Source organism: Pseudoflavonifractor sp. An187, assembly GCF_002160275.1.
Taxonomy (GTDB): Bacteria; Bacillota; Clostridia; order Oscillospirales; family Oscillospiraceae; genus Enterenecus; species Enterenecus faecium.
Map to the genome: position 1 here is coordinate 1 of NZ_NFKG01000033.1, position 24,002 is coordinate 24,002.

At 57.7% G+C, this 24,002-nt stretch carries 21 protein-coding genes; 11 read left to right on the forward strand and 10 right to left on the reverse strand.

The genetic code is table 11. The features are described 5' to 3' along the window. The 5 genes from B5F22_RS10420 to hrcA all read right to left on the reverse strand — a co-directional run. A partial coding sequence (locus tag B5F22_RS10420; RefSeq protein WP_204210584.1) for an SIR2 family protein occupies nucleotides 1–3,003 on the reverse strand: 3,003 nt, incomplete at its 3' end. A 129-nt stretch (nucleotides 3,004–3,132) separates the two neighbouring features. Beyond that, entirely contained in the window at nucleotides 3,133–4,305 is a 1,173-nt protein-coding gene (gene dnaJ / locus B5F22_RS10425; RefSeq protein ID WP_087369444.1) for a molecular chaperone DnaJ, read from the reverse strand. Between the two features lie 90 nt (nucleotides 4,306–4,395). Next, nucleotides 4,396–6,249, reverse strand: coding sequence for a molecular chaperone DnaK (gene dnaK / locus B5F22_RS10430; RefSeq protein ID WP_087392509.1), 1,854 nt, complete (start codon nucleotides 6,247–6,249; stop codon nucleotides 4,396–4,398). Between the two features lie 55 nt (nucleotides 6,250–6,304). Continuing rightward, a complete protein-coding gene (gene grpE, locus B5F22_RS10435; protein WP_087392510.1) occupies nucleotides 6,305–6,859 on the reverse strand; it encodes a nucleotide exchange factor GrpE in 555 nt (184 codons plus the stop codon). A gap of 6 nt (nucleotides 6,860–6,865) precedes the next feature. Continuing rightward, nucleotides 6,866–7,933 carry a heat-inducible transcriptional repressor HrcA gene (gene hrcA / locus B5F22_RS10440; RefSeq protein WP_087234342.1) on the reverse strand — a complete coding sequence of 356 codons (1,068 nt, stop codon included), beginning with the start codon at nucleotides 7,931–7,933 and terminating at the stop codon, nucleotides 6,866–6,868. Nucleotides 7,934–8,208: 275 nt separating this feature from the next. Between hrcA and B5F22_RS10445 the strand changes: the two genes are divergently transcribed. From B5F22_RS10445 to rpiB, 3 genes are all read left to right on the forward strand, one after another. Beyond that, nucleotides 8,209–10,224, forward strand: a complete 2,016-nt coding sequence (locus tag B5F22_RS10445) for a glycosyltransferase family 39 protein (RefSeq protein ID WP_087392511.1) — start codon at nucleotides 8,209–8,211, stop codon at nucleotides 10,222–10,224. Nucleotides 10,225–10,409: 185 nt separating this feature from the next. Further along, nucleotides 10,410–11,216, forward strand: a complete 807-nt coding sequence (locus tag B5F22_RS10450; protein ID WP_087392512.1) for a PHP domain-containing protein — start codon at nucleotides 10,410–10,412, stop codon at nucleotides 11,214–11,216. A gap of 18 nt (nucleotides 11,217–11,234) precedes the next feature. Further along, nucleotides 11,235–11,678: a ribose 5-phosphate isomerase B gene (gene rpiB, locus B5F22_RS10455; protein WP_087392513.1), complete on the forward strand. Its 444-nt coding sequence runs from the start codon at nucleotides 11,235–11,237 to the stop codon at nucleotides 11,676–11,678. 50 nt (nucleotides 11,679–11,728) lie between these two features. Here the strand turns inward: rpiB and B5F22_RS10460 are convergent, their stop codons facing one another. Further along, nucleotides 11,729–12,394 (reverse strand): AsnC family protein, encoded by a 666-nt coding sequence (locus B5F22_RS10460; protein ID WP_087369437.1) that lies wholly within the window; start codon nucleotides 12,392–12,394, stop codon nucleotides 11,729–11,731. 135 nt (nucleotides 12,395–12,529) lie between these two features. On the opposite strand from B5F22_RS10460, the gene B5F22_RS10465 reads away from it, so the two are divergent. Beyond that, nucleotides 12,530–12,850, forward strand: a complete 321-nt coding sequence (locus B5F22_RS10465) for a helix-turn-helix transcriptional regulator (RefSeq protein ID WP_087392514.1) — start codon at nucleotides 12,530–12,532, stop codon at nucleotides 12,848–12,850. Nucleotides 12,851–13,681: 831 nt separating this feature from the next. On the opposite strand, the gene groL is transcribed toward B5F22_RS10465, so the two are convergent. From groL to B5F22_RS10485, 4 genes are all read right to left on the reverse strand, one after another. Next, the gene (groL, locus tag B5F22_RS10470; RefSeq protein WP_087369435.1) at nucleotides 13,682–15,307 is read right to left on the reverse strand and encodes a chaperonin GroEL; all 1,626 of its coding nucleotides are present in this window, start codon (nucleotides 15,305–15,307) and stop codon (nucleotides 13,682–13,684) included. A 239-nt stretch (nucleotides 15,308–15,546) separates the two neighbouring features. After that, nucleotides 15,547–15,834: a co-chaperone GroES gene (locus B5F22_RS10475; RefSeq protein WP_087232017.1), complete on the reverse strand. Its 288-nt coding sequence runs from the start codon at nucleotides 15,832–15,834 to the stop codon at nucleotides 15,547–15,549. 184 nt (nucleotides 15,835–16,018) lie between these two features. Then, on the reverse strand, nucleotides 16,019–16,942 hold the full coding sequence (locus B5F22_RS10480) for a diacylglycerol kinase family protein (RefSeq protein WP_087392515.1): 924 nt from the start codon (nucleotides 16,940–16,942) through the stop codon (nucleotides 16,019–16,021). Nucleotides 16,943–16,957: 15 nt separating this feature from the next. Continuing rightward, entirely contained in the window at nucleotides 16,958–18,082 is a 1,125-nt protein-coding gene (locus B5F22_RS10485; RefSeq protein ID WP_087392516.1) for a class I SAM-dependent RNA methyltransferase, read from the reverse strand. A 181-nt stretch (nucleotides 18,083–18,263) separates the two neighbouring features. On the opposite strand from B5F22_RS10485, the gene B5F22_RS10490 reads away from it, so the two are divergent. The 7 genes from B5F22_RS10490 (at nucleotide 18,264) to B5F22_RS12110 (ending at nucleotide 23,645) form a co-directional block, all read left to right on the forward strand. Further along, nucleotides 18,264–18,695, forward strand: a complete 432-nt coding sequence (locus tag B5F22_RS10490) for an NfeD family protein (RefSeq protein WP_087232025.1) — start codon at nucleotides 18,264–18,266, stop codon at nucleotides 18,693–18,695. A 12-nt stretch (nucleotides 18,696–18,707) separates the two neighbouring features. Next, on the forward strand, nucleotides 18,708–19,694 hold the full coding sequence (locus tag B5F22_RS10495) for an SPFH domain-containing protein (protein WP_087232028.1): 987 nt from the start codon (nucleotides 18,708–18,710) through the stop codon (nucleotides 19,692–19,694). 375 nt (nucleotides 19,695–20,069) lie between these two features. Beyond that, nucleotides 20,070–20,993: a hypothetical protein gene (locus B5F22_RS10500; RefSeq protein WP_087392517.1), complete on the forward strand. Its 924-nt coding sequence runs from the start codon at nucleotides 20,070–20,072 to the stop codon at nucleotides 20,991–20,993. Next, a complete protein-coding gene (locus B5F22_RS10505; protein WP_087392518.1) occupies nucleotides 20,990–21,646 on the forward strand; it encodes a hypothetical protein in 657 nt (218 codons plus the stop codon). The genes B5F22_RS10500 and B5F22_RS10505 overlap by 4 nt, the downstream gene beginning before the upstream one ends. Before the next feature lie 123 nt (nucleotides 21,647–21,769). Next, on the forward strand, nucleotides 21,770–22,330 hold the full coding sequence (locus tag B5F22_RS10510) for a sigma-70 family RNA polymerase sigma factor (protein ID WP_158096689.1): 561 nt from the start codon (nucleotides 21,770–21,772) through the stop codon (nucleotides 22,328–22,330). Next, complete coding sequence (locus tag B5F22_RS10515; RefSeq protein WP_087392520.1) at nucleotides 22,323–23,177, forward strand: DUF4367 domain-containing protein; 855 nt, start codon at nucleotides 22,323–22,325, stop codon at nucleotides 23,175–23,177. The genes B5F22_RS10510 and B5F22_RS10515 overlap by 8 nt, the downstream gene beginning before the upstream one ends. Before the next feature lie 45 nt (nucleotides 23,178–23,222). Then, complete coding sequence (locus B5F22_RS12110; protein ID WP_143482244.1) at nucleotides 23,223–23,645, forward strand: hypothetical protein; 423 nt, start codon at nucleotides 23,223–23,225, stop codon at nucleotides 23,643–23,645. The last annotated feature ends 357 nt before the right edge of the window (nucleotides 23,646–24,002 follow it).

Sequence of the window (24,002 nt, forward strand, 5' to 3'; positions counted from 1 at the left end):
CTCTACAGTGACTTGCGCTTCCTCTACCTTCTGATCACAGGACAGGTTGAACAGCCCCTTGGCATACCAGAGGACAATCTCCTCATTCCCACAATACCGTTCCTGTAGTGCCCTTAGCCGCTCTACGCTGGCTTTCCTTTCTTCCAATTCCTGCTTATTGGACAGGTTGAACAGCCCCCTGGAATACTCCAAGGCAATCTCTTCACTCCCAGAATACCACTCATGCAGCCCCTTTAATCGCCCTACAGTGGCTTCCGCTTCCTCTACCTTCTGATCACAGGACAGGTTGAATAGCCCCTGGGCATATGCAACGGCAATCTCTTCATTCCCAGAATACCGTTCCTGTAGTTCCCTTAACCGCTCTACGCTGGCTTCCGCTTCCGCTACATCTTGATCACAGGACAGGTTGAATAGCCCCTGGGCATATACAAGGGCAATTTCCTCATTCCCAAAATACCGTTCCTGTAGTTCCCTTAACCGCTCTACAGTGACTTCTCTTCCCTCCAATTCCTGCTTATTGGTTAGATTGAACAGCCCCCGGGCATACCGGAGAGCAATTTCCTCATTCCCATAATACCGTTCCTGTACTTCCCTTAACCGCTCTACGCTGGCTTCCGCTTCCGCTACATCTTGATCACAGGACAGGTTGAATAGCCCCTTGGCATACTCTAAGGCAATCTCCTCATTCCCGGAATACCGTTCCTGTAGGTCCTTTATCCGCTCTACAGTAACTTTTGCTCCCTCTAATTTTTGTTCATTGGACAGGTTATATAGTCCCATGGCGTACCACTTTGCATCCATTTCCTGCTGCCCGCCCGCTTCCCACAAGGCCTTTAGAATATCCACGGCGTATATGACATATCGCTTTGAAAGCCCTGCCACATTCACCCACATCATCCCATATCCCATCACCGTATCCACGGGCGAACAAAGCATATAGTTCCAAAATATCTCCATATTTTCCAGTGCATCATGATAATCCAAATACATACGGAATAGGAACGTCACAACCTCCACCTTGGCCTGCCACCCATCTGGGAAAAGCAATTGCAACACTTCCGGCTCATTGAGATGTTGGAGCACAAAATATTCACCCAACAGGTCCGGTTTTAGGCCAACCAGTTCTGTCCCTTGGAGTAATCCAACCTGTCGAAGCAATTTATTCTCCATTTTTGCACAGTTGGATGTGTTCGATTGGTCTTGAAACTCACTCCACAGCCGGGGATATTCCTGGGCCACTTGCTCCGGTGTAATCCCATCCCAAATGGTGGCCACCAGACGCAAGTGACAAAATACTTCGGACAAGTCGTATAGTTTCGGTCCTAGTTTCTCCTCAAAGTACTCATTCTCCCGTTTCAATACGTCGTCCAACACCGCCTCTTGTCCCCACTGCTCCGGTTCTTCTCCGTTGGCCCATGCATCGGTGAGGAACATGGCGTACAAGGGGCGGCGCAGCCCTGGGTCCGTGGTTTTCAAGGTCTCCAGAAGCTGCTGGGCTTTGGCTTCTGGCAAGCTCTTGCCCACCGTGGCCGCAAAGTCTGTCATGATGCGGAGAAGCTCCTCCTCCTGCAAGGGGAAAAGCTGTAAAAACGGCTCCCTCCAACAGGATCGGCGGACAAGGGTGGCTCGACCAACTTCGGCTCTTAAACCACTCCCCCAAGAGCTACTATCCAGAGTTTCACCGTCCCGCTCCAACAGGAGCAGCCGCACCGGGACCAGGCGGGGCCGTTGGGCCAGTTGTTCCATCCAATGGCCCAGCGGACGCAGATAGGCCTGGGCATAGTCCACCACCGCTAGGGTTTTGGTGAGAATGGACAGGCTCTCCAACTGGTCCATATGACTGGAATTGACCCAAAGCACATTCCAGCCAGAACCCTTCATCTCCTGCCCGAACTCGTACACCAGGCGGCTTTTCCCTGCGCCGCCCGCTCCGGTCACTGCCCACCAGCGAAAGGCCACATTCTCCTGTCCGCAGAATGCCCGCAGCTGCTCCAGCTCCTCCCGTCTGCCGTGGAAAGAGACCGCCCCGCTTTTATAGTGGAAGCGGCTGCTGGGGCTCTGGTTGGACAGTGCCCCCACATGGGTAGGCAGGGACTGATAGGCGGTGGGATTGTGGTCCTCCAACAGCTTTTCCAGGATGACCCGCACCGCCTCGTGCCGTCCCTTGGGATAAAACAGGGCCTGAATCCCCCACTGGTCCCTCAATTTCTTAGCCCGTGCGGCGGCATCCCTCACATCTTCGCACTCCAAAATGGCGTAGTGGGTCACCCCGGGATGCAGCTGCACCACCTCCTGCAACAGGTTCAGATACTCGTCCGCTTTCAGGCTGCACCCCAAAAACAGCAACATTTTTCCCGAGAACCACGCCTGTAGATTGGTTACCATAGGAGTTCCCGGCTGGTAAGCCTCCTCATACTGCCGCTTACCAAAGATGATGGAGGAATACTCCAGAGTCTCACTTCCGATGTCCCCGTGGAGCTTCAACAGGCCGTGGCGCTCTCCCTGGCGCAATTGGTCTTGCAATTCCTGGCGGTTGGGCAAAATCTTCGTGTCAAACTGACACCCTTGCATGTGGTACACCGTCTCCAGCACCCGGTCAAAGTTGGTGGTCACAGCAGGTTTCCCCGGAAACAGCAGGGGCAGCAACCAGACGCTCTGATGGTGCAACTTCTCCCTGTGCTCCTGGATTTTAGCGGCGGAGAACAGCTCCAGCAGATGGTCTGCCATTCCTCTTTGTCCCCAGTAATCCTCCAGGTCCTGCGCCGCCTCCAGCAGTTGGGGATTTTTCCCCTCGATCATATCTACAATTTGAGTTTTTGTCTCTGGCACTGCCACCTGTTCCGCCAGTTCTTTCAGTGCCTTGGGCCATAAGGGATAGCAGAGCACGGACAAGCCCGCCCCCACAAAGGGAATCAGTTTGCTACAATCCTGTTTGATGTGCTTATAAACCAATGGATTGTCAGGATAGCAGTTCATAATTTGGGTAAATGTGATGGCTGCCATGGCTCAGTCTCCCTTCGTCTGCACCGTGTTTTTTCCATTTTACACCTAGCACCCGAAGTCCGCAAGGTTTGACAAAAAAGAATGCGGAAGGTCCTACAGAAGACCTTCCGCATTTCATTTTTTGATTCTTTATTTCTTCTTCCGCTTCTTCTCAAAGAAGTCCCGCACCGGAGTGGCCGGAGCGGGGGACCCTTCCCCCATGGTGCGGGCGTACTCCTTCAGAGCGTCCCGCTGCTCATTGGTGAGGTTGGTGGGCACCTGTACTTTGATGAGCAGGTACTGGTCGCCCCGGCCCCGTCCGTGGACATTGGGCACACCCTTGCCCCGCAGGCGGATGGTGGTGCCGGGCTGGGTTCCGGCGGGCAAGTTGTACTTGACCTTGCCGTCAATGGTGTCGATCTGCAGCTCGGCGCCCAGAGCGGCCTGGGTGAAGCTCACCTTCTGCTCCAGGTACAAATCGTACCCGTCCCGCTGGAAGCGGGGATCGGGAATCACCGAGATGTTCACCAGCAGGTCTCCGGCGGGTCCGCCGTTTTGGCCCTCGTTGCCCTGGCCCCGCATGGAGATGGACTGTCCATCGTCGATGCCGGCGGGAATCTTCACCTTGATCTTGCGGGGGCGGCGCACCTGGCCGTCTCCATGACAGTCGGGACAGGGCTGGTGGATGATTTTACCGGTGCCCCGGCACTTGGAACAGGGGGCGGTGGTGGTGAAGGCGAAGCCGCCCGCCCCACGCTGGATGCGCACCTGTCCGGTGCCGTGGCAGTCGGGGCAGATCTCCGCGGTGGTGCCGCTGGCACAGCCCGAGCCGTGGCAGGTGGTGCAGTTTTCGGTGCGGTTGAGGCTGATCTCCTTCTCAACGCCCCGCATGGCCTCCTCGAAGGTGATGGTCATGTTGACACGCAGAGAAGCGCCCCGCTTGGGGGCGTTGGGGTTGGCCTGGCGCTGACCGCCGCCAAACCCGCCAAAGCCGCCGCCGAAGAAGGAGCCGAAGATGTCGCCCAGGTCCACGTCGCCCATGTCGAACCCACCGAAGCCGCCGCCTCCAAAGCCACCGGCTCCGAAGTTGGGGTCTACCCCGGCGTGACCGAACTGGTCGTACTTGGCCCGCTTGTCCTTGTCAGACAACACCTCATAGGCCTCGTTGACCTCCTTGAACTTCTGCTCTGCCTCTGCATTGCCCGGGTTCAGGTCAGGGTGATACTGCTTGGCCAGCTTGCGGTAGGCCTTTTTCAATTCATCGTCCGAGGCGGTCTTGGACACGCCCAGGACCTCATAATAGTCACGTTTTTGTTCTGCCATTGTATGTCGTCACCTCACTGGGCAGGATAAATAAACCTGCCACAAGCGGGGTGGTCATGCACACCCCGCTTGTGAAACCCGGTCTTGTTCTTACTTGTTGTTGTCGTCCACGACCTCGTAGTCGGCGTCCACCACATTGTCGTCGCCGCCGTTGTTGGTGGCGCCAGTGGCACCGCCAGCAGCGCCGCCCATGTCGGGGCCGGGCTGAGCGCCAGCCTGGCTATACAGCTTCTCGCTGACGGCGTAGAAGGCGCGGGTCAACGCCTCGGTGGCGTCCTTGATGGCCTGGGTGTCGGTGCCCTTCAGGGCCTCCTTGACACGGTTGAGCTCGCCCTCGATGTTGGCCTTGTCGCCAGCATCCAGCTTGTCGCCCATCTCCTCCAGGGTCTTCTCGGTCTGGTAGACCATCTGGTCGGCCTGGTTGCGGGTGTCCACTTCCTCCTTGCGGCGGGCGTCCTCAGCAGCGAACTGCTCGGCCTCCCGCACGGCCTTCTCCACGTCCTCCTTGGACATGTTGGTGGAGGAGGTGATGGTGATGTTCTGCTCCTTGCCGGTGCCCATATCCTTGGCGGTGACGTTGACGATGCCGTTGGCGTCGATGTCGAAGGTCACCTCGATCTGAGGCACACCGCGGCGGGCGGGAGCGATGCCGTCCAGGTGGAAGCGGCCCAGAGTCTTGTTGTACTGAGCCATCTCACGCTCGCCCTGGAGCACGTGGACCTCCACGGAGGTCTGGTTGTCGGCGGCGGTGGTGAAGATCTGGCTCTTCTTGGCGGGGATGGTGGTGTTGCGCTCGATGAGCTTGGTCATCACGCCGCCCATGGTCTCAATGCCCAGGGACAGAGGAGTGACGTCCAGCAGCAGCAGGCCCTTGACATCGCCCACCAGCACGCCGCCCTGGATGGCAGCGCCCATGGCCACGCACTCGTCGGGGTTGATGCCCTTGAAGCCCTCCAGGCCGGTGATCTTCTTCACGGCCTCCTGGACAGCGGGGATACGGCTGGAGCCGCCCACCAGCAGCACCTTGTGCAGGTCGCTGGACTTCAGGCCGGCGTCGTTCATGGCCTGGCGCACGGGGCCGGTGGTGGCCTCCACCAGGTGAGCGGTCAGCTCATTGAACTTGGCACGAGTCAGAGTCAGCTCCAGGTGCTTGGGGCCGGTTGCGTCAGCGGTGATATAGGGCAGGTTGATGGAGGTAGAGGTCACGCCGGACAGCTCGATCTTGGCCTTCTCGGCGGCCTCCTTCAGGCGCTGCATGGCGACCTTGTCGCCAGTGAGGTCGATGCCCTCGGCCTTCTTGAACTCAGCGGCCATCCAGTCCATGATGCACTTATCGAAGTCGTCGCCGCCCAGACGGTTGTTACCGGCGGTGGCCAGCACCTCGATGACGCCGTCGCCCACCTCCAGCACGGACACGTCGAAGGTGCCGCCGCCCAGGTCGTAGACCATGATCTTCTGGTCACTCTCCTTATCCACACCGTAGGCCAGAGCGGCAGCGGTGGGCTCGTTGATGATACGCTTGACCTCCAGGCCGGCGATCTTACCGGCGTCCTTGGTGGCCTGACGCTGAGCGTCGGTGAAGTAGGCGGGAACGGTGATGACAGCCTCGGTGACGGTCTGGCCCAGGTAGGCCTCTGCGTCCGCCTTCAGCTTTTGCAGGATCATGGCGCTGATCTCCTGGGGGGTGTACTTCTTGCCGTCAATGTTCACCTTGTAGTCGGAACCCATCTCACGCTTGATGGAGATCACGGTGCGGTCGGGGTTGGTGATGGCCTGGCGCTTAGCCACCTGGCCCACCATGCGCTCGCCGTCCTTGGAGAAGGCCACCACGGAAGGAGTGGTGCGGTTGCCTTCGGCGTTGGGGATGACGACGGCCTCGCCGCCCTCCATGACGGACACACAAGAGTTAGTCGTACCAAGGTCGATACCAATAATCTTAGACATAATAATTCCTCCTAAATATATGGCAAATATGTTTTTACAAAGGGTAATATATGAATCAGTTGGCCACTTTTACCATGGCAAACCGAATGACCTTATCCCCGCAGGTAAAGCCCTGCTGGAACACTTCCACCACCGTATTTTCCCCGGCGGCGTCGTCCTCCACGTGCATCACGGCATTGTGGCGGTTGGGGTCGAAGGTCTCGCCCAAAGCGGGAATCAGCTCCACACCCAGGCTACTGAGGGCATCCTGAAGACCCTTCATGGTCATCTCCACGCCCTTGGCGTAGGCCTCGTCGGTGGTCTGCTGCTTCAAAGCCCGCTCCAGGTTGTCGTACACCGGAAGGAAGGCGGCCACGGTCTGGGCCTTGGCATTGGTCCAGGCGCTCTCCTTCTCCTTGGCGGTGCGCTTGCGGTAGTTGTCGTACTCGGCGGCCAGGCGCAGGTATTTCTCCTGGGCCTGGGCCAACTGATCATCCGCCTTGGGCGCTCCGGTCTCCGGCTGGTCGGCCTTTGGGGCCTCGGGCTGGGTGTCGGGCTGCGGCTCTTCCACCAGCTCCTCTTTCTCCACCTGGGGCTCCAGGTTTTCCTTGTTCACGTTTTTCTCATCCATGGGGTACTATTCCTCCTTTTCGCCAATGGCTGGGGGAAGTCCGCCCTGCCCTCCAAAGAGCTTGGACAGGCCGTCTGCCACATAGGACAGCTTGGCGGCCACCTTGGCGTAGTCCATACGGGTGGGCCCCACCACACCGATGACGCCTTTCATGCCGTCTCCGATGTCGTAGCTGGCCAGCACCACGCTGGTATCCTTTAATTCATCGGCCACGTTCTCGGGCCCAATGAGGATTTTGGTGTTGTCTTCACTGAGGGCGGGCAGGTCCAGCACGTTGGCCAGGGACTGCTCCTCATTGAGGTAGCTCATCAGCTTCTGGGCTTTGTCCACGTCCCGGTACTCCGGGTGGTCTAAAATGTGGCTGGCTCCGGCGGTGTACACCGGGCCGTGCTCCAGGGCGTCCAGCACCTCCATGGCAAAGGACACCACCAGGGAGATGAGGCCGTAGGCACTGCCAGCCGCGTGTTCTGCCACCCGCATCAGTTCGGGGGTCAGCTCCTCCAGGCTCTTGCCCACAAAGGAGGCGTTGAGCAGGGTGGTGAGCATTTGCAGCTGGGGCTGGGACAGGTCGGTGGGCAGGCGGATGAGCTTGTTTTTCACCACGTTGCTGTCCGTCATCACCACCACGATGAACGAGTTGGTGTCCACCATGATGAGGTCATAGCGTCGGATGGTGGTGCGCCGCCGTTCCCCCGCCAAGGCAAAGGCGGGATAGTTGGTCAGCTGGGACACCATGCGCCCGGCCTGGTCGATGACCTTGTCCAGCTCCTGCATCTTCAAGTGCAGGGCGTCGTTGATCTGCTTCGTCTCCTCCAGGCTCAGCCGCTGTTCCTCCATCAGCTCGTTGACGTACAGCCGATATCCCTTGGGGGACGGCACCCGTCCGGCGGAGGTGTGGGGCTGCTCCAGGTACCCCATCTCGGTGAGGTCGGAGAGTTCATTTCGAATGGTGGCGGAGGATACCTTTAAATCCGCCAGCTCCAAAATCGCCTTGGAGCCCACCGGCTCGGCGGTGCGGATATAGCTTTCCACCACAGCCCGTAAAATTTTCTTTTTTCGTTCTGTCAGGTCCAAGCGGCATCCTCCTGTTCTCTCGTATTAGCACTCACTATCCCCGAGTGCTAAAGATACTGTACCACCACCCCCGTGAATTGTCAATAGTTCAGTTGTAAATTAAATGTGAATGGAAATGGGGGATAAAACACCCAGGGTTTTTTGCAGTATTCCCGGGCGATTGCTAACCGTTCCCGGAAGAGCGGGGTAATTTCACATTTGAGTCTTTTCATCAGCGGCCATTCGTAGTAAAATATGTATGTCTATGTCTATGTTCACCTAGGAGGTCAACCGCTATGGAGCTTTTCACCGCTGCCACCGCCACGTCCTCCGCCTCTCCCAACCTGTTTGAGCGAATACAGCAGGGTTGGGACAGCGCGGTCACCGGGGTTGGCTGGTTCTTCACCAATCTCTCCCCCGCCTTTGTGTTTGCACTGTTGGGGATGGCCATTGTGGTGGCCTTTTTCGTGTATTACTGGTACTGCCTCAAGCCCCGGGCCAACTCCCTGGAGTGGATTGCCATGTCCGAGGCCCAGTCCCGGCGCAAGTCCATGAGTCTCACCCTGCCCTACACCCCCATGGAGCGGTGCGACTGGATTCCCCTGGTGTTGGTGACGGTGATTTACGCCATCACCGCCTTCTTCCAGCTGGGCAGTATGTCCGCCCCGGAGTCCTACGTGAAGTTCCAACAGGGGGACTCCTACACCTTCTCCTTCTCCCAGCCGGTGAAGGTGGACGAGATCTCCTTCTACACCTCTCTGGGCACCGGCACCTACCGTCTGGAGTACACCAACAACGGCTCGGACTGGAAGTGGGTGGACCTGGACCAGAACTACGCCACCTTATTTAAATGGGAGACCGTGGACTTAAACCAGATTCCCGAGGGCATGGACGTGCCCCCGGTGACCCTGGAGGCCACCACCTTCCGCATCACCGCCACCACCGCTGACCGGACAGAAGGCGTGTGGCTGGCCGAGCTGGCCCTGTGGAGTGACGGCGAGCCTCTCATCCCCGACCATGTGGACGTGGGGGCCGAGGCCCTGTTCGACGAGCCGGAGGAGTGGACCACCAAGCAGACCTACATGAACTCCTCCTACTTCGACGAAATCTACCACCCCCGCACCGCCCTGGAGCACCTGAACAACATCTACCCCTATGAGGTCTCCCACCCGCCCCTGGGCAAGCTCATCATGTCCCTTGGCATCGCCCTCTTCGGCATGGTGCCCTTTGGCTGGCGGTTTATGGGGACCCTGTTCGGGGTGCTCATGCTGCCCATCCTCTATGTGTTCCTGAAAAACTTCTTTGGCAAGACCCCGGTGGCCTTCTGCGGCACCTGTCTCTTCGCCTTTGACTTCATGCACCTGGTACAGACGCGCATCGGCACCATAGACACCTACGGGGTGTTCTTCATCCTGGTATCCTACTACTTTATGTACCGCTGGCTGTGCTGCCCCGTGGGCTCTTCCCTGCGGAAAACCGCCGTGCCCCTGTTCCTGTGCGGACTGTTCTGGGGCATCGGCTGCGCCTGCAAGTGGACGGTGATCTACGCCGGGGCCGGTCTGGCGGTGATGTGGCTGCTGGGCCTGGTGTTCCGGTACCGGGAGTGGAAGCTGGACCCCCAGGGCTTCGACTTCATCAGCTTCGTGCTCAGCACCACCTCCCTGTCCATCATCTTCTTTGTGCTCCTGCCCTCGGTGATCTACACCGTCTCCTACATCCCCTACGCCACTGCCCAGGGCAATCTCACCCTGGACAACCTGCTGAATGTGATGTGGAGCAACCAGGAGTTCATGCTCTCCTACCACCAGGGCGTCCACTCCACCCACCCCTACCAGTCCAGCTGGTATCAGTGGATTTTTGACGCCCGGCCCATTCTGTACTATCGGGACCTGGATTTGGCCAACACCGAGGGGGTCAAGAGTCTGTTTGCCTCCTTTAACAATCCCCTGGTGTCCTGGGCAGGCCTGCTGGCCTTCTTCGCCGTGCTCATCCAGACCATCCGCCGCAAGTGTGGACGGGGACTGTTCATCCTCATCGCCATTCTCTCTCAGTTCCTGCCTTGGCTGCCCATTGGCCGCACCCTGTTTGCCTATCACTACTTCCCCACCATTCTGTTCCTGGTCTTTGCCATCGCCTATCTGATGAACGACATGCTGGACCGGCACAAGAAGGGGGCCACCCTGGCCGTCTACGGCTTCACTGGGTGCACCGTGGCGGTGTACGCCATCTTCTACCCCGCCCTCACCGGACTGTATATCCCGCTGTGGTACAGCGAGGTGTTCCTGCGTTGGTTCCCCAGCTGGCCTCTATAATCCAAAGAAGTCCAAGGACTTCTTTGGAGAAGGTTTTGCATGGCGGATGTGGCTCGATTTCTTACGAAAAAGTCACCCCATCCGCCATGAGAAGTGTTATTTTCCCGGCACATGTCCGTGAAAATAACGTGATTCCGATTCTTTTCCCGCCTGCGGGCGGGAAAACTCTGCGAGGCTGATTCCCTGTGTATCTCTGTGATTGCCATACCCACACCCGTATTTCCTTTGACAGCACCGCTGCCCTGTCTGACATGATGGCCGCCGCCGTACAGGCGGGGGTCCAGGAGCTGTGCATCACCGACCACTGCGACCTGCTGGACGGGGACGGCAAGCCCACCCTCACCTTCCCCTGGCAGGAGGCTCTGGACCAGTACCACGGCCGGGGGGACGCTCCCCTCACCGTGCGCCTGGGGCTGGAGCTGGGCTCCGCCCCCTATAATCCCCAGGCTGCCCGGGCCATTCTGGCCCAGGCCGGGGATGAGCTGGACTTTGTGCTGGGCTCCCTCCACAACTGGATTGGGGCACAGAACAACCAGGATTTCTACTTCACCAACTTCACCGCTGACCCCGGCCTGTGCCGTCAGGCGGTGGAAAACGCCCTCAGCCACACCTGGGCGCTGGTGAAGGAGCACCCGGATTGCTACGACTCCCTGGCCCACATCAACTATCCTCTGCGCTACATGGCCCGGGACGGACAGCACCTGACTCTGGAGCCCTTCCGGGACCAGGTGGAGGAGATCTTCCGCCAAGTAGCCGCCAGCGGCCACGCCCTGGAGGTAAACACCTGTCGGGGCATGTCCCTGGAGGAGTGGCTGCCTCTGCTGCGCTGGTTCAAGGACTGCGGGGGCGAGTATGTCACCGTGGGGTCGGACGCCCACCAGCCCGAGCACATGGCCCTGGGGATTCCCGAGGCCCTGGAGCTGTTGCGGGAGGCCGGGTTCTCCCACGTCACCACCTACCAGGGCCGCCGCCCTGTCTGTCACAAACTTTAAGGAAAAGGAGTCCTGAACATGAAAATTTCCATTGGCAGTGACCACGGCGCCTTCGCCATGAAAGAGCACCTCAAGCAGTACCTGACCGAACAGGGCCACCAGGTGGTGGACTGCGGCACCTACTCCACCGACAGCTGTGACTACGCCGATTTTGCCAAGGCTGCCGCCCAGCTGGTGGCCAGCGGGGACTGTGACCGGGGCATTGTCATGTGCACCACCGGCATTGGCATCTCCATCGCCGCCAACAAGGTCCACGGCATCCGGTGCGCTCTGTGCAGCGAGCCCTACTCTGCCGAGATGACCCGCCGCCACAACGACGCCAACATGCTGGCCATGGGCGGCGCTCTCATTGGCCCCAACATGGCAGACCGCATTGTAGACGTGTTCCTCAATACCGAGTTTGAGGGCGGCCGCCATGCGCGCCGTGTAGGTAAGATTATGGCCATTGAAAACGAGGCCTAATTCCCCCAAACCATCAAAAAGAGGTGTGAGCTTGGCTCACACCTCTTTCTTTATTTCACCCTCATGATGTTCTCATACCGTGTTTTTGCCGACTGATGCCCGCCAAAATACCGCCGCCAGAGTTCCCTACGCTCCTCCCAGGTTCTCACCTGCTGTTGCAGTCCCTCCACATACTCCAACACCTTGCGGTGATACACCATCTCATAGGTATGCCGGGCCTTTTCCGGTGTGATGTGGAACGCCCTGCCGATGGCCCGAAAGCTGGCGTTCTCCTCCTCCCGCATGGTGACCATGCGGGAAATCTCCTCTTCTCCCAGCTTCACCGGACAGGGCGGCAGTTTCTCTAACATCTCCTGGGGTGTCCCCGGCTCCCCCGCCCGATACGCCTCCAAAATCTCCCCATAGGTCTTGTCCAGATACCCACAGGCATAGGGATAATTTTGATAGCATTCCATGGCTGTGGAAAACACGTTCCGCACCTGTGCGGTGTTCTCGTGGCCCAGGGCAATGGCTATGTGGCGAAGGTACAAGCGCACCTGTCGCACCTTCATTTTGGTGTACTGCTGCCGGACACGGGCGGGAGAAACACCCAATTGGCTGGCTATGGCGGTGAAACTCTGGTTTTGCTGCTCCCGGAGCAGCAAAATCTGATAGCCTGTTTTGTCCTCCTGCAAGGTGCTGTATGGAATGTCGTCCTGGTAAAAATGATGTTCCATCCTTCTCGCTCCCTTCCTCTCCATTCTAGCAAAGGAAAGGCAACTTTTCCAAAACCGTTTCCGTGTTATTTACAACACACAAACCGTGTTATACAATACAAATGAAGCAAAATCTACACTTAGGCGGGTGGTCGTGTGCTGCGATTAAAACAACTGCGCGAGGAACGTCATCTCAGCCAAGCAGGGCTGGCTCTAAACCTCAATCTGTCTCAATCTACCGTCAGTGCCTACGAAGTGGGAGATCGAACTCCAGACTTGGAAACTCTCGTGGCGATTGCTCAATTTTTCGGCGTATCTCTGGACTACTTGGCCGGACTCACTGAGCAAAAGCGGCTGATGGCCCAGAGCGATTTGTCCCCGGAGGAACTGGCACATCTGTATGCCTATCGGCAGTTGAACCCCCGCCAACAAGAGCGGGTGGAGGCTTATATGGATGGTCTGCGGGACAGAGGTTAATTTTTAACGCATAAAGGGGGAAGCAGGTGCTTCCTCCTTTTTCTCTTTCCCTGCCCCCGGGCCGGAGAGATTGTCCTTCTCAAACGCCTTGGTTCAGGCTTGCCAGCCTGGTGGGGACGCTCCCCGCTGGGGGTTCCTTTCTGCTGCCAGAAAGGAACCAAAGACCACCAAAGGCGGGGCCTTCCCCCGCCTTGTGGAATTCACCCCGCGGTACTGGGAGTCCCTGCGTCCTCATTTTTGCGGCCCTTAGCCTGGTGAGGTCACATAGATAGCGTAGACGTTCTGTGGGTCGTGCCTACTCCTGTGTAGGTGGTACTTCTACCCCTAGGGCCTTATCCTGGTATGCCGCTGTTCCCAGCGGTCGGTGGCCTGGCTTCCGGCGGCGGGAACGCCGCTTAGCCAGGGTAGGGCCGGACATGGAAACCACCCGGCCATAGGGCCAGCTGCCCAGGGTGGCCTGGTGTGGTGGCAGTACTAGGAGCCACAGCAAGGGTGACGGGCCGAACCTAGACTTGACGCAGGCCCAGCCCTGTACCCCAGGGAGGTCCTTAGGGGGGAACGCCCTAAGCGATTCTTTCCCCGATTTCTCATCGGGGAGAAATTGGGCCCAGCGGAGCGTCCCCGGCGGGGGCGCTGGTCCGCACACGAGAAATCGGAGAAGCAAAAGTCCTTCATCCGCCCCGTGTCTTAGTTCTCCCCCTTCCTCTTCAAACGAAAAGCAACCATTTTCGGCTGCGAATCCAAAATGCAGCTAATAACGGTTGCTTTTAAAGTTCAAAAAGGCCGGTGTCCGAAGACACCGGCCTTTTGAAACCATATTGGGGCTGCTTCTTAGTACATGCCGCCCATGTCGGGAGCGGGAGCAGCGGGAGCGGGAGGCTCGGGCTTGTCGGCCACCAAGGCCTCGGTGGTCAGCAGGGTGGCGGACACAGAGGCGGCGTTCTCCAGAGCGGAACGGGTCACCTTGGTGGGGTCCACGATACCGCAGGAGATCATGTCGCAGTACTCCTCCTTGTAGGCGTCGAAGCCGTAGCCCACCTGGCCAGCGGTCTTCACCTTCTCCAGCACCACGGAGCCGTCGATGCCAGCGTTGGTGGCAATCTGCTTCATGGGCTCAGCCAGAGCCTTGGCAATGATCTTCACGCCGGTCTTCTCGTCACCCTCCACGGTGTCCAGCAGGGCCTCCACGGCGCCGATGGCGTTGACGTAGGCGGTGCCGCCGCCAGCCACAATGCCTTCCTCCACGGCGGCACGGGTGGCGTTGAGGGCGTCCTCAATGCGCAGCTTCTTCTCCTTCATCTCGGTCTCGGTGGCAGCACCCACGCGGATGATGGCCACGCCGCCAGCCAGCTTGGCCAGACGCTCCTGGAGCTTCTCCTTGTCGTACTCGGAGGTGGTGTTCTCGATCATGTGACGAATCTGAGACACACGGGCGGCGATGTTCTCGGTGGCGCCAGCGCCGTCCACGATGATGGTGTTCTCCTTGGAGACCTTCACCTGACGGGCAGTGCCCAGCATGGTCAGGTTGGCTTCCTTCAGGTCCATGCCCATGTCGGTGGACACCACAGTGCCGCCGGTGAGGATGGCGATATCCTCCAGCATCTCCTTGCGGCGATCGCCGAAGCCAGGGGCCTTGATGCAGCACACATTCAGGGTGCCGCGCAGCTTGTTGACCAGCAGGGTGGACAGGGCGTCGCCCTCCACGTCCTCAGCGATGATCAGCAGCTTCTTGCCGCTCTGCACCACCTGCTCCAGCAGGGGCAGCAGCTCCTGGATGGAGGAAATCTTCTTATCGGTGATGAGGATATAGGGGTCGTCCAGAACGGCCTCCATCTTCTCGGTGTCGGTGACCATGTAGGGGGTGATGTAGCCACGGTCCAGCTGCATGCCCTCCACAACCTCAGAGTAGGTCTCGGCGGTCTTGGACTCCTCCACGGTGATGACGCCGTCGTGGGAGACCTTCTCCATAGCCTCGGCGATCAGAGCGCCGATGGTGTCGTCGCCAGAAGAGATGGCGCCAACACGGGCGATGTCAGAGGTGCCGGAGACGGGCTTGGAGTTCTTCTTGATCTCCTCGATGGCGGCAGTGGTGGCCTTGGCAATGCCCTTCTTCATGACCATGGGGTTGGCACCGGCGGCCAGGTTCTTCAGGCCCTCACGGATGATGGCCTGAGCCAGCAGGGTGGCGGTGGTGGTACCGTCGCCGGCCACGTCGTTGGTCTTGGTGGAAACTTCCTTGACGATCTGAGCGCCCATGTTCTCAAAGGGGTCGTCCAGCTCAATCTCCTTGGCAATGCTCACACCGTCGTTGGTGATGAGGGGAGTGCCAAACTTCTTATCCAGCACCACGTTGCGGCCCTTGGGACCCATGGTGATCTTCACGGTGTCAGCCAGCTGGTTGACGCCACGCTCCAGAGCGTGACGGGCTTCCTCGCCGTAGCAAATAATCTTAGCCATAATTCAATTACCTCCGTAAGAAAAACTCAATTAGTCCTCGACAATGGCCAGAATGTCATTCTGACGAACAATGTTATACTCCTCGCCGTCCGCCCCGCAAAACCAGTTTTGCGGGGTACCCCGTTGGGGTGATTTCATATGCGGTTGTCGGAAGTCAATTCCGCCAACCTGCGCCGCATAAGCGGCGTCCCGCCTCTCGGCGGGTCCCTCAAAGTGGACGGCTGAAAATACCTTCGCTTTTAGTCCTCGACAATGGCCAGAATGTCATTCTGACGAACAATATTATACTCCTCGCCATCCACTTTGACCTCAGTGCCGGAGTACTTGCTGGTGAGCACCTTGTCGCCCACCTTCACGGTCATGACGACTTCCTTGCCGTCCACCACACCGCCGGGGCCAACGGCCACAACTTCGGCCATCTCGGGCTTCTCCTTGGCGCTGGCGGTGAGAATGATGCCGCCCTTGGTGGTTTCCTGGGCCTCCATGGCCTTCAAGATCACGCGATCTGCCAGAGGTTTCAGAGTCATAGTTGGTTCCTCCTTATATCAATCCAATGGTTTACGGTTTCATAGGTTAGCACTCATTTTATCCGAGTGCTAACTCTAGATAAGATAATAACCGTTTCACTCCAAAAAATCAACCCCTATTTTTGAGAAATAGAGGTTGAGTGAAAAAAATTCATCTTTTGTTCACAAGGTGACAGGGAGAGTGCTAATTCGCCTCTTCCATCCGGGGCTGATAACTGAGGCCCTGGGGGTAGAAGAAATTCACCTTCTTGTCGGATAGGCGGATGTGGTAGCGCTGCTCTCGCAGTACCTCTCCGTCCACCACCGCCACCAGGGGCTGGGGAGCGGTGATGGTAAACTCGGTGCCCTCCACCGCCGTGATCAAATCCGGGTGCTGACGATAGCGGCCCTTGGCGTACTCTCCCACCAGGCGGAAGAAGGTTCTGCGGCTGACCTTGGGCACCACCAGCATCTCCAGCTTGCCGTCGTCGGGGAGGTTGTCCCCCACGGGCATAAAGCCGCCGCCGTAATAGCGGCCATTGCACACGCATACAATGGCAGTCTGACCCTGGTAGGCATACTCTCCCGCCTCCACCTGGGTCTGGCGGCTGATACCTTTAAATAAGACATTGGCCACCAGCGAGAGGATGTAGGCCCCGATGCCCCGCACCAGGGGCAGGCGGCGGTACTTGTGCACGTCGGCGGCGATGCGGGCATCCACTCCCGCACAGAAGATATCTACCCCCAGCTTGCCGTTGCACTCCATCAGGTCAAGGGCCACCTGAGGGCCTCGGCTGAGCTCCTCCAGCTGGGAAAACTTCTCCTTGTTCTCCGGGCCAAAGATTTTCAAAAAGTCGTTGCCGGTGCCCAGGGGCACGTTGGTCACCGCCACATGGTCAAAGCCAGCCGCCCCGTTGATGACCTCGTTTAAGGTGCCGTCCCCGCCGCAGGCGTAGATGCGCAGGGGCTCCCCCCGCTGGGCGGCGGCCCGGGCGATCTCACAGGCCTCCTCCTGGCGCTGGGTATGCACCACTTCACAGTCCAGGTCCAGCTCCTGAATCTGGTCCAGCAGCTCATTTTCGTTCCCCGCTTTTCCGGCTGCGGGGTTGACGATAAATAAATGTTTCATTCCATTTTCTCTCCATCACTTCACACCGTACTGGAACAGGTCGCACTTGAGCATGCCGTTGTACAGCTTCCGCTTCTTGTCTGCCTTTTTCCCATAGGTGCGCTCAAACTCGGTGTGAGAGGACAGAATGGACACCTGCCAGCCGTCGGGGAACTTGTCCATGGCCCGGCCAAAGGCCCGGTACAGCTCCTCGGCCTCCCGCTTCTCCATCAGCCGTTCCCCGTAGGGGGGATTGGTGACCACCCGTCCCCCCAGGCCGCCCCAGTGGAACCGGGTGGCGTCCGCCACTTCAAAGGACACCACATCGTCCACCTCGGCCAGCTGGGCGTTGTGCCGGGCCAGCTCCACCGCCTTGGGGTCGATGTCGCCGCCCCAGATTTCATAGTTTCCATCGAACTCTCCGTCCATGGCCTCGTCGGCGGCATCCAGCCACAGCCCGGAGGGCAGCTGGGTCCACTTCTGGGAGGAGAAGGAGCGGCCCAGGCCAGGGGCCCGGTTCTTGGCGATGAGGGCGGCCTCAATGGCGATGGTGCCGGAGCCACAGAAGGGGTCGCAGAAGGGGTCTTTTCCCTTATAGCGGGACAGGGCCACCATGGCCGCCGCTAGGGTCTCCTTCAAGGGGGCGGCCACGCCCTGGGCCCGATAGCCCCGCTTGTACAGGCCCTCGCCGGAGGTGTCCAACATCAGGGAAGCCCGGTCCTTGAAAATGGCAAACTGGACCTGATACAGCACCCCCGTCTCCGGCAGGGTCTCCAGCCCATACACCTTGCCCAGCCGCTTGGCAATGGCCTTTTTCACCATGGCCTGGCAGGTGGGCACGGCGTGGAGGGCGGAGTTGATGGCATAGCCCTTCACCGGGAACTTGCCCTCCCGGGGGATGAACTCCTCCCAGGGCAGGGCGTAGGTACCCTCAAAGAGGGCCTCAAAGTTGGGGGCCATAAACTCCCCCAGGAGAATGAGCACTCTCGCTCCCGTGCGCAGGTTCAGATTCAGCCGGGGAATGTCCTTCTTGGTGCCGGTGCACAGCACCCGGCCGTTTTCCGCCCGCACGTCGGCAAGGCCCAGCTTCTTCACCTCATAGCTCACCAGGCTCTCCACCCCCAGCAGGGTGGGAATGACAAATTGCAGTTTCCCGTCCATATTCCATCCTCTCCGGGGGTCTCCCCTGTCGTCTTCAAATGGTCATAATCTTTTTTATTATACCCAATTTGACACCCCATGACAAGGATAATAATTTTTTGATATTTTCTCTAATGGTTACAAATTGTAGTGGTATCGCTGGGGTAGCTATGCTATACTACCCCCAAAGGAGGTGACCAGTATGGACACTGTTTATCAAATTGTCTGGCTGGCGCTGCTGATCATCTTTGCGGTCGCCGAAGCCGCCACCGTGGGCCTGACTTCCGTGTGGTTTGCCATCGGTTCTCTGGGTGCGCTGGTGTGTGCCCTGGCCGGAGGCAACATCTGGCTGCAACTGGGTATTTTCATTGTGCTCTCCCTGGTGTGCCTGGTGGCCCTGCGCCCCCTGGCAAAAAAATATCTGAACACCCGGGTGGAGCCCACCAACGCCGACCGGGTCATTGGGCAAGAGGCCCGGGTCACCCAGGACATTGACAACATCCAGGGCACCGGCGCCGTCACCATCGGCGGTGTCACCTGGACCGCTCGCAGTGAGCACGACACCCCCATCCCCGCCGGGGCCATGGTACGGGTGCTGCGCATAGAAGGTGTCAAAGTTATCGTAGAAGAGTAAGGAGGAAGTAATATGGATTTGATCTCTCTCATCATCCCGGTGGCCGTGATCATCATCATTCTGCTGATCATTGCCGCCAACGTCAAGGTAGTACCCCAGTCCAAGGCCATGGTTGTGGAGCGTTTGGGCGCGTTCCGTGCCGTGTGGAGCGTGGGTCTCCACTTCAAGATTCCCTTTATTGAGCGCGTGGCCAAAATGGTCTCCCTGAAAGAGCAGGTTGTGGACTTCGCCCCCCAGCCCGTTATCACCAAGGACAACGTCACCATGCAGATCGACACCGTCCTGTATTTCCAGATCACCGACCCCAAGCTGTATACCTACGGCGTGGAGCAGCCCCTGAGCGCCATTGAGAACCTCACTGCCACCACCCTGCGTAACATCATTGGCGACCTGGAGCTGGACCAGTCCCTCACCAGCCGTGACCACATCAACACCCAGATGCGCTCCATTCTGGACGAGGCCACCGACCCCTGGGGCATCAAGGTCAACCGTGTGGAGCTGAAGAACATCATGCCTCCCCGGGACATTCAGGAGTCCATGGAGAAGCAGATGCGTGCCGAGCGCGAGCGCCGGGAAGCCATCCTCCAGGCCGAGGGCCAGAAGCAATCTCAGATTCTGGTGGCTGAGGGCGAGAAGCAGTCCGCCATTCTCCGAGCTGACGCCGCCAAGCAGGCCAAGATCATGCAGGCCGAGGCCGAAAAGACCGCCCGCATCCTGGCCGCCGAGGCGGAGAGCGAGGCCATTCTGAAGGTGCAGCAGGCCACCGCCGACGCTTTGAAGCTGTTGAACGAGGCCGCTCCCAACTCCGAAGTGCTCCAGCTCAAGGCTCTGGAGGCCTTCCAGAAGGCCGCCGACGGCCGTGCCACCAAGATCATCATTCCCAGCGAGATTCAGGGACTGGCTGGCCTGTGCGCCTCTGCCAAGACGGTGTTTGACTCCGTGACTCCCAATCCCGCCGCCCCGGCTCCCACCCAGAAGGCTCCTACCCCCAAGCCCTGAGGAAGGCCAGGACTTCCCCATAAGACAACACCCACAGCAACGCTCCTGGAATCCCAGCGATTCCAGGAGCGTTTATCGTGTCGAACCAGTTCGACACGATTCTCAAAAATGCCAGCATTTTTTCGAAGAGTTGCAGCCCGCTGCATGCATAATCGGGTCAAAGGACGACCCGATTCCACACTGGCGGGCTGAGAAGTGTTTTTTCCGATGCGCATGTCCCCGGAAAAAACGGATTTTGATTGATTTTCCCGCCCTCGGGCGGGAAAACTCTGCCGAGGGCTTTTTGTCGCTGCAATTTGTCGTTATCCATTTTATTTTGACGTTATCGTCACAAAATCCCATTTTCAATACATGTATAAAGGAAGGTGACACGGAATGTTGTATGACGTTGTCCCCATTCAGACCCGTTATCGAGGCATTGGGCGGTGTCTGGACGGTGCCGATTTTTACCCCAACGAATCCAAGAAAGAGTTTTCCCAGCTGCTGGACCAGTACGCGCAATCCCTGGACCAGTGGCAGAATCCCCCTTCCCAACAGGGGCTGGCCAAAATGATGGAGCTTTGCTCCCTGCTGCGGCAATTCCATTTCCCCTGTGAGGTCATCGTGTACGACTCCACCCCCTTGGAGCGGGCTTACGGCTATGGGCTGGAGTTTCTGGGGGTGGACGTGGCCCACAATCTGGAGGAGTCTCTGCTGTATGGCGAAGTGCCCAACGAAGCGGAGGAATTTCTCAATGAGCACGGCCTGTGCCCCCGCACCGAGGATGTGGCGCAGATTCTCCCGCTGCTGGACTGCGACGACGACGATAAGGACTGGGCCCCCTGCTATGTGTACACCGTCTCCATCCAGAGAAACACCGGCCCCCGGGATATTCCTGATATCTACCGGAAGCCCCTGCAAAAGGAGATCATGCACCTGCATTTTGACAGCGTGTACCGGGACCTGTCCATGGTGTCCTATGAGTTCTCCTTTGACCACCTGTCCCACGATTTTCCCAAGGTCAACAGCCTGACCATGTACGCGTTCCTCATGTACGTCATCTCCCAGGAGGAGAGCCCGGACAAGCACCTGGCCATCTGCAACTATCTGACCTTTATGGACCCCTATATTCTGGGGGCGGATTCCCTCATCCGCTGGCACCTCATTCGTGCCCTGGAGCTGGACCCGGGAAACCGGGAGGTCCTGCGCTGGATTCTCTCGGTCTATGACGGAAACCCGGACTGCCCCTTCTCCCAGGCACAGCTGGAGGAATACCGCCGGACCCTTAAAGGCACACAAACAGGAGGAGATAATCTATGAATGTACGCTTACACGGAATTCTCCCCGAAGGACTGGGTCTACACTTCATGCACCGCGGAAAAGAGATGGATTTGTCCCCGGACACTCCGGTGGAGGTGGACGTGGCGGAAGGTGAGACCCTCACCCTGGTCCAAGACCCGCCCTTAACAACCAAATGGAAGGTCTTGGCCGCCCTGGGCGTTGTGATCACCGCACCCTTGCAGGCCGCTCTGTATTTTGGCGACACCAAATGGGATGACGTGATGCCCTACCGCCTGGGGGCTGTGCTCCGCCCTACTAAGGATGGCTCTTGCACGGTCCAAGTCACCAAGTCGAACAAAGCCCTGCATCCGCCCAAGCTGGAGATCACGGGGGATGGGGTGGCTCTGGAGGAGTCCACCTGTGAGCCGGTTCCCCAAGTGCTCCATCAGGCATTTTTCATCCATATGTGCCGTGTGTTTGGGATGCTTCTGTGGGCCCTGGTCCTGTTTGGCGCACTCTTGTACGTTGCCGTAACGCATCAGATTTATGGGGCCGCAGCCATCTGCGCCGTGGTAGCCCTGGCCCTGGTTTTGGTGTGCGGGTACATCGGCATGGATAGCCGGAAGGTGCTGCGCCGGGATATGGAACATTTAGAACAAATTAGCGGATACCTAGGACTTTTACAGTCCTAGGTATCCGCTAATTTTGTACACATCTTACAATTAATTTGTACTAGTTATTGTTTTTATAAACAAATATGTTAAAATAGAGAAAAGCACCAAATGGAGGAAGGAGGGAGACATGGAGTGGCACCTATGGAATCCTTTTTGGCCCAGCTGTACCACCGGGAATATCCCGTCCTGTACCGGGTGGCCTATCGTCTGACGGGCAGCCGAGACGATGCCCAGGACATGATACAGAAGACCTTCCTCTTGGCCATATCCCAGCAGGAGGAACTGAGCCGACACCCCAACCCCGGGGGCTGGCTGGTGGTGACCCTGAACAATCTGGTAAAAAACGAGCGGCGGCGCATGGCTCATCAGGTAGAAATCCCCCTGGAAGATGTGTCCCGATTCCCCACCCGAGGGCCGGACATTCCCTTCCTGGAGTCCCTCCCCGACGGTCTCTCTGTGGAAGAACAGCAGTTCTTGAGTTGGAAGTTCGAGCTGGAACTGGACCACCGGGAGATCGCCCGACGGCTGGGCATTTCCCCGGAGGCCTGCCGGACTCGCCTGTCTCGTCTATTAAAAAAATGCCGGGTCCTTATGGACTTCTGTCCTGTGGAACCTAGAAAAGATTTTTCCATGGATGTCACAAAACCGTCTCCCCAATACATGGATAGGGTGAGGGCGGAGAAAGGAGGCGCTCATGGCTGAATACGATGGACGCATCCGGCGTCTGCATCCCGTTCCCAACCGCAGTGAGTTGGAACGGCTCTCCCCGGAAGAGCTGGCCCAGGCCATGGAGCAGGCTCTGGACCAAATGAACGAGGACACCTATGACCAGGCGGTGATGGACGCCTATCTGGACGCCCTGGAGGCCAAAACCCCCATGCCGGAGGCCCCCGATGTGGAGGAGTCCTACGGGCAGTTTCAATCCATGCTGTCCCAGGCCATGCCCGAAGAAGAACCTTCAAAGCCCAGGCAGCGAGGCTCTGTGCTGCGCATGACCCTGCGGGTAGCGCTGGCCGCCGCCTTCCTGTTTGGATGCCTGATGATGGCTCAGGCTGGAGGCGTGGATGTGTTTGGCGCTGTGGCCCGGTGGACGGACGATGCCTTCTATTTAGAAACTCAGAAGGACCATACCGCAGTTCAGTCCTGTGTTCCCTATCAGGAAAAATATGAATCCGCAGGTTTGGATGCAGCATATATGCCCACCTGGATACCGGATGGCTACTCCGTTGGGGAAATTGAGGTGGATGAACTCACCACATGGACCTATTTTTACATTCCTCTGAACAACTCCAATGGTTCTATTCTTCATTTCTGTATCAACATCCAGACCGATTCACAGCCCCCTGCGACTCAAGTTTATGAAAAGGACGATCGGCCTGTTCAGCAATACCAAATCAACGGGAAAACAGTATACCTATTTCATAACCTGGATATTATGGCGGCGGTATGCCAGGATGAAACTGTGACATACTCCTTATATGGCGATTTTTCCGAGGATATGGTCTTGCAGTTTTTCAATTCTATCCCTTCTATCAGCTCCAATTCTTAAGCTGTATCCAGTTGCCTCCCACAGAAAGGATATCAGGTGCCATCTATGAAGAAAATCTCTTTTATTTTAGCTACAGTTCTGTCTATTTTACTCCTCTGCCCTGTTGATGCCCACGCCCAAACTCGTGCCAGTCAGTATATACTTTCAAACACAGCAATCATCTCACAAGGCGATGGCAGCGGCGAGGTCGTTGTCAATTTCACCGTTCAGGCAATCCGGTCTCTCCCAAAAATTGGAGCAATAAAAATTGATATTTACCGGACCAGCGGAGACCGTGCAGTCACCATCTGGGGCAATGCCTCAAATGGCTTACTCTCCTCAAAAAGTGCCACACGATATTCCTATAGCTATACATACAAAGGCATTCCAACTGTCTCTTACTATGCTGTCGTCACCGTCTGTGCAGGACCCTCCATTAATTATGACACCAGAACCGTGAAAACATCGGTAGTACAGGCCCCCAAGTAAATACGCCACCCCACAGCAGACAGGGCTGGGAGAAGATTTCTCCCAACCCTGTCTCTGTTTATATAGCAATTAAAATTTGCAAATTTTTCTGTTTTCTTTGTCACATTTCAACCATGCCAATACATGCATGTAGTAGAAGCATCCATTTACAGTAGAAAGAGGTGAGTCCCATGGGTCAGAAGAATCTTTGCCTTTGACTTATGTCCCTATACATACTACTATATATGTCCCTATACATACTACTATATAAGACCGGCTATAAAGGGTTGTCAAGAGAAGATTTCTAAATAGCTGGGGAATAGGGGGTATTGTCACGAAGGACAGCGAAGATGATATTCACCATTTTGCGGGAAACAT

Bases quoted from the DNA above. Each gene is read 5' to 3' on its own strand.
- dnaJ (WP_087369444.1), bottom strand. From the start codon at position 4,305: ATGGCAGAACAAAAACGTGACTATTATGAGGTCCTGGGCGTGTCCAAG.
- dnaK (WP_087392509.1), bottom strand. From the start codon at position 6,249: ATGTCTAAGATTATTGGTATCGACCTTGGTACGACTAACTCTTGTGTG.
- grpE (WP_087392510.1), bottom strand. From the start codon at position 6,859: ATGGATGAGAAAAACGTGAACAAGGAAAACCTGGAGCCCCAGGTGGAG.
- B5F22_RS10445 (WP_087392511.1), top strand. From the start codon at position 8,209: ATGGAGCTTTTCACCGCTGCCACCGCCACGTCCTCCGCCTCTCCCAAC.
- rpiB (WP_087392513.1), top strand. From the start codon at position 11,235: ATGAAAATTTCCATTGGCAGTGACCACGGCGCCTTCGCCATGAAAGAG.
- B5F22_RS10460 (WP_087369437.1), bottom strand. From the start codon at position 12,394: ATGGAACATCATTTTTACCAGGACGACATTCCATACAGCACCTTGCAG.
- groL (WP_087369435.1), bottom strand. From the start codon at position 15,307: ATGGCTAAGATTATTTGCTACGGCGAGGAAGCCCGTCACGCTCTGGAG.
- B5F22_RS10475 (WP_087232017.1), bottom strand. From the start codon at position 15,834: ATGACTCTGAAACCTCTGGCAGATCGCGTGATCTTGAAGGCCATGGAG.
- B5F22_RS10480 (WP_087392515.1), bottom strand. From the start codon at position 16,942: ATGAAACATTTATTTATCGTCAACCCCGCAGCCGGAAAAGCGGGGAAC.
- B5F22_RS10485 (WP_087392516.1), bottom strand. From the start codon at position 18,082: ATGGACGGGAAACTGCAATTTGTCATTCCCACCCTGCTGGGGGTGGAG.
- B5F22_RS10490 (WP_087232025.1), top strand. From the start codon at position 18,264: ATGGACACTGTTTATCAAATTGTCTGGCTGGCGCTGCTGATCATCTTT.
- B5F22_RS10495 (WP_087232028.1), top strand. From the start codon at position 18,708: ATGGATTTGATCTCTCTCATCATCCCGGTGGCCGTGATCATCATCATT.
- B5F22_RS10500 (WP_087392517.1), top strand. From the start codon at position 20,070: ATGTTGTATGACGTTGTCCCCATTCAGACCCGTTATCGAGGCATTGGG.
- B5F22_RS10505 (WP_087392518.1), top strand. From the start codon at position 20,990: ATGAATGTACGCTTACACGGAATTCTCCCCGAAGGACTGGGTCTACAC.
- B5F22_RS10510 (WP_158096689.1), top strand. From the start codon at position 21,770: ATGGAATCCTTTTTGGCCCAGCTGTACCACCGGGAATATCCCGTCCTG.
- B5F22_RS10515 (WP_087392520.1), top strand. From the start codon at position 22,323: ATGGCTGAATACGATGGACGCATCCGGCGTCTGCATCCCGTTCCCAAC.
- B5F22_RS12110 (WP_143482244.1), top strand. From the start codon at position 23,223: ATGAAGAAAATCTCTTTTATTTTAGCTACAGTTCTGTCTATTTTACTC.